Annotated in this window: 9 protein-coding genes; all 9 read left to right on the forward strand. The window is 63.9% G+C overall.

The window, feature by feature from the left end; translation table 11 throughout:
* The 9 genes from rnhB to ispD all read left to right on the forward strand — a co-directional run bounded on the left by rnhB (position 1) and on the right by ispD (position 12,136).
* On the forward strand, positions 1-624 hold the full coding sequence (gene rnhB, locus IAE37_RS08825) for a ribonuclease HII (protein ID WP_201172372.1): 624 nt from the start codon (positions 1-3) through the stop codon (positions 622-624).
* 195 nt (positions 625-819) lie between these two features.
* Positions 820-4,344 carry a DNA polymerase III subunit alpha gene (gene dnaE / locus IAE37_RS08830; protein ID WP_201172374.1) on the forward strand — a complete coding sequence of 1,175 codons (3,525 nt, stop codon included), beginning with the start codon at positions 820-822 and terminating at the stop codon, positions 4,342-4,344.
* A 105-nt stretch (positions 4,345-4,449) separates the two neighbouring features.
* Entirely contained in the window at positions 4,450-5,397 is a 948-nt protein-coding gene (locus IAE37_RS08835) for an acetyl-CoA carboxylase carboxyltransferase subunit alpha (protein ID WP_201172377.1), read from the forward strand.
* 123 nt (positions 5,398-5,520) lie between these two features.
* Positions 5,521-6,804, forward strand: coding sequence for a tRNA lysidine(34) synthetase TilS (gene tilS / locus IAE37_RS08840; RefSeq protein WP_201172379.1), 1,284 nt, complete (start codon positions 5,521-5,523; stop codon positions 6,802-6,804).
* Positions 6,805-7,073: 269 nt separating this feature from the next.
* On the forward strand, positions 7,074-8,702 hold the full coding sequence (locus tag IAE37_RS08845) for a CTP synthase (protein ID WP_201172380.1): 1,629 nt from the start codon (positions 7,074-7,076) through the stop codon (positions 8,700-8,702).
* A 3-nt stretch (positions 8,703-8,705) separates the two neighbouring features.
* Positions 8,706-9,551, forward strand: a complete 846-nt coding sequence (gene kdsA, locus IAE37_RS08850) for a 3-deoxy-8-phosphooctulonate synthase (protein ID WP_201172381.1) — start codon at positions 8,706-8,708, stop codon at positions 9,549-9,551.
* A gap of 153 nt (positions 9,552-9,704) precedes the next feature.
* A complete protein-coding gene (gene eno / locus IAE37_RS08855) occupies positions 9,705-10,994 on the forward strand; it encodes a phosphopyruvate hydratase (protein ID WP_201172382.1) in 1,290 nt (429 codons plus the stop codon).
* A gap of 156 nt (positions 10,995-11,150) precedes the next feature.
* Positions 11,151-11,432, forward strand: a complete 282-nt coding sequence (gene ftsB / locus IAE37_RS08860) for a cell division protein FtsB (RefSeq protein ID WP_023534037.1) — start codon at positions 11,151-11,153, stop codon at positions 11,430-11,432.
* On the forward strand, positions 11,429-12,136 hold the full coding sequence (ispD, locus tag IAE37_RS08865; protein ID WP_201172383.1) for a 2-C-methyl-D-erythritol 4-phosphate cytidylyltransferase: 708 nt from the start codon (positions 11,429-11,431) through the stop codon (positions 12,134-12,136). Before ftsB ends, ispD begins: the two co-directional genes overlap by 4 nt.
* The last annotated feature ends 27 nt before the right edge of the window (positions 12,137-12,163 follow it).

Here is a 12,163-nt window from a genome sequence, read left to right on the forward strand (position 1 = left end):
ATGCAGATTGGACTGGATTTCAACCTGGTCGAGGAGCTGGTCGCCGGTGTCGACGAAGTGGGCCGTGGCCCGTTGTGCGGCGCGGTGGTCACCGCCGCGGTGATCCTCGATCCGGCGCGGCCGATCCTTGGCCTCAACGATTCGAAGAAACTCACCGAGGCCAAGCGCGAAGCGCTGTTCGACGAGATCCGGGAGAAGGCCCTGAGCTTCTGCATCGCGCGCGCCGAGGTCGAGGAAATCGACCGGCTGAACATCCTCCATGCCACCATGCTGGCCATGCAGCGTGCGGTGGAAGGCCTGCACATCACGCCCAAGCTGGCCCTGATCGACGGCAACCGCTGCCCGAAACTGGCGGTGCCGGCGGCGCCGGTGGTCAAGGGCGACAGCCAGGTGCCGGCCATCGCGGCCGCCTCGATCCTGGCCAAGGTCACCCGGGACCGGGAGATGAGCGCTTTCGAGCTGATCTATCCGGGTTACGGGATCGGTGGGCACAAGGGCTATCCGACCCCGGTGCATCTCGAAGCCCTTGCGCGGCTTGGGCCGACGCCCATTCATCGGCGTTCCTTCGCCCCGGTGCGGGTGGCTTGGGAAGCGCGTGCAGGGATCAGCGATTCCCTGATCTAGTGCGTCGCGGCTTTGCGCCTTTGTAGGAGCGGCTTCAGCCGCGAACACCGGCATGGCCGGTGCCAGCCACCGCGGTGTCTGCTTCGCGGCTAAAGCCGCTCCTACAGGGATCCGGTTGCAAAGCCGCCCGCAAATCCCCCGCCCATTTACGCTACAATCCCGCCCTTGTCGTTCGCCACTGCTACAGGATCTCCCATGTCGGTTCCCTTCGTTCACCTGCGCGTACACTCCGAATTCTCGCTGGTCGACGGCCTGGTGCGGATCAAGCCGCTGGCCAAGGCACTGGCCGGGATGAACATGCCGGCGGTGGCGATCACCGACCAGAGCAACATGTGCTCGCTGGTGAAGTTCTACAAGACCGCCATGGGCGCGGGCATCAAGCCGATCTGTGGTGCCGACCTGTGGCTGGCCGGGGCCGACCCGGAAGCGCCACTGTCGCGTATCTGCTTCCTGGCCATGGACCCGAAGGGCTACCGCAACCTCACCGAGTTGATTTCCCGCGGCTGGACCGATGGCCAGCGCAATGGCCTGGTGATCCTCCAGCGCGAGTGGATCGCGCCGGCCAGCGAGGGGCTGATCGCCCTGTCCGCGGCCCGCGAGGGCGATATCGGCATGGCCCTGATGAGCGGTCGTACCGACGAGGCCGAAGCGCTGCTGGGCGACTGGATGGGCATGTTCCCCGAGCGTTTCTACGTCGAAGTGCAGCGCACCAACCGCGCAGGTGACGAAGAGTACGTGCACGCTGCCGTGGCCCTGGCCGACAAGCTCGGCGCGCCACTGGTGGCGACCAACGACGTGCGCTTCATCAAGCAGTCGGACTTCGATGCCCACGAAACCCGCGTCTGCATCGGCGAAGGCTGGACCCTCGACGACCCGCGCCGTCCACGCAACTACAGCGACCAGCAGTACCTCAAGTCGGCCGAGGAAATGGCCGAACTGTTCAGCGACCTGCCCGACGCGATAGCCAACACCGTCGAGATCGCCAAGCGTTGCAACATCCAGGTCCAGCTGGGCAAGTACTTCCTGCCCGATTTCCCCACGCCCAACGGCATGGGCATCGACGATTACCTGCGCCACGTTTCCCACGAAGGCCTGGAAGAGCGCCTGGCGGTGCTCTGGCCCAAGGAGACCACGCCCAATTACGAAGAGAAGCGCCAGGTCTACCTGGACCGCCTGAAGTTCGAGCTGGACATCATCATCCAGATGGGCTTCCCCGGTTACTTCCTGATCGTCATGGACTTCATCAAGTGGGCCAAGAACAACGACGTGCCGGTCGGCCCCGGGCGGGGTTCGGGTGCGGGCTCGCTGGTGGCCTACGTACTGAAGATCACCGACCTCGACCCGCTGGCCTACGACCTGCTGTTCGAGCGCTTCCTCAACCCCGAACGTATTTCCATGCCCGACTTCGACGTCGACTTCTGCATGGACGGCCGTGACCGGGTCATCGACTACGTGGCCGAGGCATACGGGCGCAACGCGGTGAGCCAGATCATCACCTTCGGCACCATGGCCGCCAAGGCGGTGGTGCGTGACGTGGCGCGGGTGCAGGGCAAGTCCTACGGCCTGGCCGACCGTCTGTCGAAGATGATTCCGTTCGAAGTGGGCATGACCCTGGAGAAGGCCTACGAGCAGGAAGAAATCCTCCGCGACTTCCTCAAGGGTGACGAAGACGCCCGCGAGATCTGGGACATGGCCCTCAAGCTCGAGGGCGTGACCCGGGGTACCGGCAAGCACGCCGGTGGCGTGGTCATCGCGCCGACCAAGCTCACCGATTTCTCGCCGATCGCCTGTGACGAAGAGGGCGGCGGCCTGGTGACCCAGTTCGACAAGGACGACGTCGAGGCTGCGGGCCTGGTGAAGTTCGACTTCCTCGGCCTGCGTACGCTGACCATCATCAAGTGGGCGATGGAGATCATCAACCGCGAGCAGGCCAAGAAGAACCTGCCCGACGTCAACATCGACTTCATTCCGCTGGATGATCGCAAGACCTACGAGCTGCTGCAGAAGGCCGAGACCACGGCGGTGTTCCAGCTCGAATCGCGGGGCATGAAGGAGCTGATCAAGAAGCTCAAGCCCGACTGCCTGGAAGACCTTATCGCACTGGTGGCGCTGTTCCGTCCCGGCCCGCTGCAGTCGGGCATGGTGGACGACTTCATCAACCGCAAGCACGGCCGCGCCGAGCTGGCCTACCCGCACTCGGACTACCAGTACGAAGGCCTCAAGCCGGTGCTGGCGCCGACCTACGGCATCATCCTGTACCAGGAACAGGTGATGCAGATCGCCCAGGTCATGGCCGGCTACACCCTCGGTGGTGCCGACATGCTGCGCCGGGCGATGGGTAAGAAAAAGCCCGAGGAAATGGCCAAGCAGCGCGGTGGTTTCATCGAGGGTTGCGTTGCCAACAATATCGATGCGGACCTGGCCGGTAACATCTTCGACCTGGTGGAAAAGTTCGCCGGCTACGGCTTCAACAAGTCGCACTCCGCCGCCTATGGCCTGGTGTCGTACCAGACCGCCTGGCTGAAGACCCACCACCCAGCGCCATTCATGGCGGCGGTGCTCTCGGCGGATATGCACAACACCGACAAGGTGGTGGTGCTGGTCGAGGAAGTGCGCAGCATGAAGCTGCGCCTCGACTCGCCCGACGTGAACTTCTCCGACTTCAAGTTCACCGTCAACGACGATGGCCGCATCGTCTACGGCCTGGGTGCGATCAAGGGCGTCGGTGAAGGTCCGGTCGAGGCGATCGTCGAGGCGCGCGCCCAGGGCGGGCCGTTCAAGGACCTGTTCGACTTCTGCGAGCGCATCGACCTCAAGCGGGTCAACAAGCGCACCCTCGATGCGCTGATCCGCAGTGGCGCGCTGGACCGCCTGGGTCCGCACTTCCATGACGAGATCAAGGCCTACCACGCCCACATCGATATCAACCGCGCGACCTTGCTTTCGGCGCTGGGCGAGGCCATCAAGGCTGCCGAGCAGGCGGCGCATACCGCTGACAGTGGCCACGTCGACCTGTTCGGTGGCATGTTCGATGAGGCGGATGTCGACGTCTACGCCAACCACCGCAAGGTCCGCGAGCTGACCCTCAAGGAGCGCCTCAAGGGCGAGAAGGACACCCTTGGCCTGTACCTGACCGGGCACCCGATCGATGAGTACGAGACCGAGATCCGCCGCTTCGCCCGCCAGCGCATCATCGACCTCAAGCCATCGCGTGAGACCCAGACGGTGGCCGGCATGATCATTGCCCTGCGGGTGATGAAGAACAAGAAAGGCGACAAGATGGGCTTCGTCACCCTCGACGACCGCTCCGGGCGCATCGAGGCCTCGCTGTTCGCCGATGCCTACATGGCGGCCCAGGCGCTGCTGCAGACCGACGCCATGGTGGTGGTCGAAGGCGAGGTCAGCAACGACGACTTCTCCGGCGGCCTGCGCCTGCGGGTCAAGCAGGTGATGACCATGGAGGATGCCCGCACCAAGCTCGCCGAGAGCCTGCGCCTGAAGGTGGCGCACGATGCCCTCAAGGGCGACCGCCTGAACTGGCTGGGGGAATTGATCACCCGCCACCGCGGGGGGTGCCCGATCACGCTCGAATACACCGGCAACGATGCCAAGGCCATGCTGCAGTTCTCCGATGAATGGTCGATCGACCCCGCCGATGGCCTGATTCAGGCTCTGCGTGACCAGTTCGGGCGTGAGAACGTCTTCCTGCAATATCGTTGAACCGACGAATTTTAATCTCGACCTGAATGCGCCTGATCCCTTAAGGTAGGGCGCCAAACGGATCAACCGGCCGGCCGCCTGGCCGTAGACCCAAGACGGATGCCTATGAACCCGAATTTCCTCGATTTCGAACAGCCGATTGCCGACCTGCAAGCCAAGATCGAAGGGCTGCGCCTGGTGGGCAACGACAACTCGCTGAACATCAGCGATGAGATTGCCCGTCTGCAAGACAAGAGCAATACCCTGACCGAAAGCATCTTCGGCAACCTGACCAGCTGGCAGATCGCCCGCCTGGCCCGTCACCCGCGTCGTCCCTACACCCTGGACTACCTCGAGCACATCTTCAGCGAGTTCGAAGAACTGCACGGTGACCGTCACTTCTCCGACGACGCCGCCATCGTCGGTGGTACCGCACGCCTGGACGGCAAGCCGGTCATGGTCATCGGCCACCAGAAGGGCCGTGAAGTGCGCGAGAAAGTACGCCGCAACTTCGGCATGCCGCGCCCTGAAGGCTACCGCAAGGCTTGCCGCCTGATGGAAATGGCCGAGCGCTTCAAGATGCCGATCCTCACCTTCATCGACACCCCGGGCGCCTATCCGGGCATCGATGCGGAAGAGCGCAACCAGAGCGAAGCCATCGCCTGGAACCTGCGGGTCATGGCGCGCCTGAAAACCCCGATCATCGCCACCGTTATCGGCGAGGGTGGTTCCGGCGGTGCACTGGCCATCGGCGTGTGCGACCAGCTGAACATGCTGCAGTACTCCACCTACTCGGTGATCTCGCCGGAAGGCTGCGCCTCGATCCTGTGGAAGACCGCCGACAAGGCTGCCGATGCTGCTGAAGCCATGGGCATCACTGCCGAGCGGCTGAAAAGCCTGAACATCGTCGACAAGGTCATCTCGGAGCCGCTGGGCGGCGCTCACCGTGATCCGGCGCAGATGTCCGAAAGCATCCGCGCCGACCTGGTCGAGCAGTTGGACATGCTCGGTAAGTTCGACAACGACGCACTGCTGGCCCGTCGTTACGAGCGCCTGATGAGCTACGGCCTCTGATAACGCGGTGACTGGCACCGGCGTAGCCGGTGTTCGCGGGTAAACCCGCTCCTACAGGGACGGCGCCGTCCCTGTAGGAGCGGGTTTACCCGCGAATGCGGTACCGAACTGTTCGAGGTCCTGATGATCAACCTCACCCCCTGGCTCAGCGCCTCCACCTGGTACATCGCCTTCTCCGGCGGCCTCGACTCCACCGTCCTCCTGCACCTGTTGGCCAGCCACGCCCGTAACCACGCATCCCCGCCACTGCGCGCCCTGCACGTCCACCACGGCCTGCAACCCGCCGCTGACGCCTGGCCCGCCCACTGCCAGTCCATCTGCGACACCCTCGGTATCGACCTCCAGGTCATCCACGTCCAGGTCGCCCCTGGCGCGAGCCTCGAACAGGCCGCCCGCGAGGCCCGCTACGCAGCCTTCGAAAAACTGTTGGGCCCAGGTGATGTGCTGTTTACCGCCCAGCACCGCGACGATCAGGCCGAGACCTTGCTCTTTCGTCTGTTACGCGGTGCTGGAGTGCGTGGCTTGGCAGGCGTGCCTCAGCGGCGACCGCTGGGGCAGGGCAGCCTGGCCCGACCGCTCCTCTCGCAGAGCCGCCAGCAGTTGCAGAGCTTTGCCCAGGCCCACGGCCTGAACTGGATCGAAGACCCCTCCAACAGCGACACACGCTTTGCCCGCAACTACCTGCGCGGCGAGGTGATGCCGGTGTTGCAGCGCCGCTGGCCGCAGGCTGCGCAGAACATGGCGCGCTCGGCCGAGCACCTGGGCGAGGCGCTGGGCCTGCTCGATGAGGTGGCAGAGGCTGACCTGGCCGTTGCCGGGCAGGGCGCCCCGTTGCCTTGGACGCGCCTGGATTCGCTGGATCTCGCCACGCTCACCGCGCTGTCGCCAGCGCGCCAGCGCAACGCCCTGCAATACTGGCTCAGCCGTCGCACCCGGTTGCCCGACACGCGCCACTGGGCCGGCTGGGCCGACCTGCGCGACGCCGCCGTCGATGCCTGCCCACAGTGGTGCCTGGCCGATGGCCAGCTGGTGCGCAGTCATGGCCGGATCTGGTGGTTGAGCGGCGACTGGCTGCATCTGCCCGCAGGCCGCCACGCCTGGGCGGACCCAGGCAGCGCGCTGGCCTTGCCCGGCAACGGCAGCGTGCGCCTGCAAGCGGGCCAGCCCCTGGCCAACCTGCACGTCGCCTACCGTCAGGGTGGCGAAGTGCTCGAGCTGCCTGGGCGTGGCCGGCGCGACCTCAAGCGCTTGCTCAACGAGCTGCAGGTGCCGCATTTCCTGCGTGCGCGCCTGCCGCTGCTGTACCAGGGCGAGCGCCTGCTGGCGGTGGCCAACCTGCCGGGCCTGGCGCAGGCGGATTGCCAGCTTCACTGGCAGTTGCCGACGAACGCGCAAGGTTTGAGCTGAAGGGTACATTCGGGTAGACTACCCTCCCTTCTTGATACAGCTTCTGTGGGTTCCGCGAAAACACAGGAGTTGCCGATTACCAAGCAGTTTTTTGCTGGGCTGATTCTGGAAATGACGAGCGAGCTCCATGCCGGGGATACCCCTGGTCTGTACAGACGCGGCAGTTTTTCGAGATGCACTGTGATTGACGCAGGTGATCGGGGGCTTCGGCCTTCCTTCGCTTTCTCCGGCGGCGCTGGCCGCCTTAACGCAGACTTCTAGGGTTTTTCATGACGCGCTACATATTCGTCACGGGCGGTGTTGTTTCTTCATTGGGGAAAGGCATTGCCTCGGCTTCCCTGGCGGCCATCCTGGAAGCGCGGGGCCTGAAGGTCACCATGCTCAAGCTGGATCCGTACATCAACGTCGACCCGGGCACCATGAGCCCGTTCCAGCATGGTGAAGTGTTCGTCACCCACGACGGCGCCGAGACCGACCTCGACCTGGGCCACTACGAGCGGTTCATCCGCACGACCATGACCCAGAACAACAACTTCACCACTGGCCGTATCTACGAGCACGTGCTGCGCAAGGAGCGCCGTGGTGATTACCTGGGCGCGACCATCCAGGTCATCCCGCACATCACCGACGAAATCAAGCGTCGCATCATCAAGGGTGCCGGCGATGCCGACGTGGCCCTGGTGGAGATCGGCGGTACCGTGGGTGACATCGAGTCGCAGCCGTTCCTCGAGGCGATCCGCCAGCTGCGCGTCGAAGTGGGCTCCAAGCGCGCCATGCTGATGCACCTGACCCTGGTCCCGTACATCGCCACCGCCGGCGAGACCAAGACCAAGCCGACCCAGCACTCGGTCAAGGAACTGCGCTCCATCGGCCTGCAGCCTGACGTGCTGATCTGCCGTTCCGACCACCCGGTCGATGCTTCCTCGCGCCGCAAGATCGCGCTGTTCACCAACGTCGAAGAGCGTGCGGTGATCTCCCTGGAAGACGTCGACACCATCTACAAGATTCCTGGCGTACTGCACGCCCAGGGCCTGGACGACTTCGTCGTCGAGCGCTTCGGACTGCAGTGCAACAGCGCCGACCTGTCCGAGTGGGACCAGGTCGTCGATGCCAAGCTCAACCCCGAGCAGGAAGTGACCATCGCCATGGTCGGCAAGTACATGGAACTGCTGGACGCGTACAAGTCGCTGATCGAAGCGATGAGCCACGCCGGCATCACCAACCGTACCAAGGTCAACCTGCGCTACATCGACTCCGAAGACATCGAGAACCAGGGCACCAGCCTGCTCGAGGGCGCCGATGCCATCCTCGTGCCGGGCGGTTTCGGCCTGCGCGGCGTCGAAGGCAAGATCACCGCGGTGCAATACGCCCGTGAGAACAAGGTGCCGTACCTGGGTATCTGCCTGGGCATGCAGGTCGCCGTGATCGAGTTCGCCCGTAACGTCATGGGCTGGAAAGACGCCAACTCCACCGAGTTCGACCGCAACAGCGGCCACCCAGTGGTCGGCCTGATCACCGAGTGGGCCGATGCCACCGGCGCGGTCGAGACCCGTACCGAAGCTTCCGACCTGGGCGGCACCATGCGCCTGGGCGCACAGGACTGCCAGCTGGCAGCCGGTTCCAAGGTGCACGACTGCTACGGCAAGGACGTCATCACCGAGCGTCACCGCCACCGCTACGAAGTCAACAACAACCTGCTGCCGCAGCTGGTCGAGGCTGGCCTGGTGGTATCCGGTCGTTCCGAGGATGGCGCGCTGGTCGAGGTGGTCGAGTCCAAGGATCACCCATGGTTCGTCGCCTGCCAGTTCCACCCCGAGTTCACCTCGACCCCGCGTGACGGCCACCCGCTGTTCAGCGGCTTCGTCAAGGCAGCCCTGGCACAGAAGAACAAGGCCTGATCCATGACCCAGAAGATCATTCGCGTCGGTAACATCGAGATCGCCAACGACAAGCCGTTCGTCCTGTTCGGCGGCATGAACGTGCTGGAGTCCCGTGACCTGGCCATGAAGGTCTGCGAGGAGTACGTGCGGGTGACCGAGAAGCTCGGTATCCCCTACGTGTTCAAGGCCAGCTTCGACAAGGCCAACCGTTCGTCGGTCACCTCGTACCGCGGCCCGGGCATGGAAGAGGGCCTGAAGATCTTCGAGGAGATCAAGCAGACCTTCAACGTGCCGGTGATCACCGACGTCCACGAGCCCTACCAGTGCGAACCGGTGGCCAAGGTTTGCGACATCATCCAACTGCCGGCCTTCCTGTCGCGCCAGACCGACCTGGTGGTCGCCATGGCCAAGACCGGCGCGGTGATCAACATCAAGAAGGCCCAGTTCCTCGCGCCCCAGGAGATGAAACACATCCTGGCCAAGTGCGTGGAGGCGGGCAACGACCAGTTGATCCTCTGCGAGCGTGGTTCCAGCTTCGGCTACAACAACCTGGTAGTCGACATGCTCGGCTTCGGCATCATGAAGCAGTTCGAGTACCCGGTGTTCTTCGACGTGACCCATGCCCTGCAAACCCCGGGTGGTCGTGCCGACTCCGCGGGTGGCCGCCGTGCCCAGGTCACCGACCTGGCCAAGGCTGGCATGAGCCAGGGCCTGGCTGGCTTGTTCCTCGAAGCCCACCCCGATCCGGACAACGCCAAGTGCGATGGTCCATGCGCCCTGCGCCTGGACAAACTGGAGCCATTCCTGGCCCAGCTCAAGCAACTGGACGACCTGGTCAAGAGTTTTCCGACGGTAGAAACCGCGTAAAGCTCATTTCTCGGGTAAAGTACCGCCCGTTTCCCCCTGACCTTCCGGTCAGGGGGCCTGTTCATCAGGCCTGCCTTGCTGTGTGAAATCGCCTGGTGACGCAAGAATTCCTCAAGCTGCGTTGTTTTCGTCAATTCTGGAGTGCTTACAACAATGGCAAAGATCGTCGACATCAAAGGTCGTGAAGTTCTCGATTCGCGTGGCAACCCCACCGTGGAAGCCGATGTACTGCTCGACAACGGCATCATCGGCAGCGCCTGCGCGCCGTCCGGTGCTTCCACCGGCTCGCGCGAAGCGCTGGAGCTGCGTGATGGCGACAAGAGCCGTTACCTGGGCAAGGGCGTGCTGAAGGCCGTGGCCAACATCAACGGCCCGATCCGTGACCTGCTGCTGGGCAAGGATCCTTCCGAGCAGAAGGCCCTGGACCGCGCCATGATCGAGCTGGACGGTACCGAGAACAAGGCCAAGCTGGGCGCCAACGCCATCCTCGCCGTGTCGCTGGCTGCCGCCAAGGCCGCTGCCCAGGACCAGGACCTGCCGCTGTACGCGCACATCGCCAACCTCAACGGCACCCCGGGCCAGTACTCGATGCCGGTGCCGATGATGAACATCATCAACGGCGGCGAGCACGCCGACAACAACGTCGACATCCAGGAGTTCATGGTCCAGCCGGTTGGCGCCAAGACCTTCTCCGACGGCCTGCGCATGGGCACCGAGATCTTCCACCACCTCAAGGCCGTGCTGAAGGCCCGTGGCCTGAACACCGCCGTGGGTGACGAAGGTGGCTTCGCGCCGAACCTGGCGTCCAACGAAGATGCCCTGGCCGCCATCGCCGAAGCCGTGGAAAAAGCCGGCTACAAGCTGGGCACCGACGTGACCCTGGCGCTGGACTGCGCGGCTTCCGAATTCTACGAAGACGGCAAGTACAACCTGTCCGGTGAAGGCAAGTCGTTCGACGCCGAAGGCTTCGCCGACTACCTGAAAGGCCTGACCGAGCGCTTCCCGATCATCTCGATCGAAGACGGCCTGGACGAGTCCGATTGGGCTGGCTGGAAGATCCTGACCGACAAGATCGGTGCCAAGGTGCAACTGGTCGGTGACGACCTGTTCGTGACCAATACCAAGATCCTCAAGGAAGGCATCGAGAAGGGCATCGGTAACTCGATCCTGATCAAGTTCAACCAGATCGGCTCGCTGACCGAGACCCTGGAAGCCATCCAGATGGCCAAGGCCGCTGGCTACACCGCGGTCATCTCGCACCGTTCCGGCGAAACCGAAGACTCCACCATCGCCGACCTGGCCGTGGGTACCGCTGCCGGCCAGATCAAGACCGGTTCGCTGTGCCGTTCCGACCGCGTTTCCAAGTACAACCAGCTGCTGCGCATCGAAGAGCAACTGGGTGCCAAGGCGGTGTACCGTGGTCGCGCCGAGTTTCGCGGCTAAGCAAGAGATGGTAAAAAGACAGCAGCCGAGGCTGGCGGACGTTTCGTAATGAAATGTCCGACGCTTCATGCGGGTTTCTGTCAACGAAGCCTGGCCTCGGCCAGGCTTCGTGCTATATGACGCCCGTGTGCGGCGGTCTTTAACCTGGATACCTTGATGCGCAGTCCCTATTGGTTGTTTCTTGTCCTGCTTCTGCTGCTCGGTGGCCTGCAATACCGCCTATGGGTCGGTAACGGCAGCCTGGCGCAAGTGGCCGAGCTCAAGCAGCAGATCGACGAACAGCACGCCGAGAACGAGCGGCTGCTGGAGCGTAACCGCGTGCTCGATGCCGAGGTGCTGGAGCTGAAGAAAGGCATGGAGACCGTCGAAGAACGGGCTCGTCACGAATTGGGAATGGTCAAAGAGGGCGAGACCCTCTTCCAGCTGCCGCAAAAATGACTGATACGCTACCGGCCTTCTGGGCCGTGATTCCTGCTGCGGGCGTAGGTGCCCGCATGGCTGCCGACCGTCCCAAGCAATACCTGGAGCTGGCCGGGCAGACCATTCTCGAGCATAGCCTCGACTGTTTTCTTGGCCACCCCTCGCTCAAGGGTGTGGTGGTCAGCATCGCTACCGATGACCCTTACTGGCCCAACCTGTCATGCGCGCGCGATCCGCGGATCCGGCGCGCGCCGGGTGGGCGCGAGCGGGCCGACTCGGTACTCAACGCCTTGCTGGTGCTGCATGCCCAGGGCGCTGCGGACAGCGACTGGGTGCTGGTGCACGATGCCGCGCGGCCGAACCTGGCGCGTAGCGATCTCGACCGGCTGTTGTCGGAGTTGGCGGACGACCCGGTGGGGGGGCTCCTGGCAGTGCCGGCGCGGGATACCCTCAAGCGCGCCGATACCGATGGACGGGTCAGCGCCACGGTGGACCGTAGCACCATCTGGCAGGCCTACACCCCGCAGATGTTCCGCCTGGGGACCTTGCATCGGGCCTTGGCCGAGTGCCTGGTATCCGATGTGGCGGTGACCGACGAGGCGTCTGCCATCGAGTGGACAGGGCAAGCGCCGCGATTGGTCGAAGGGCGTAGCGACAACATCAAGGTGACCCGGCCGGAAGACTTGGAGTGGTTGCGTCAGCGCTGGGCTGGACGAAGCTGATAGTCGTATTCCTGTACCGGCCTCTTC

Source organism: Pseudomonas sp. S31 (assembly GCF_016648105.1).
Taxonomy (GTDB): Bacteria; Pseudomonadota; Gammaproteobacteria; order Pseudomonadales; family Pseudomonadaceae; genus Aquipseudomonas.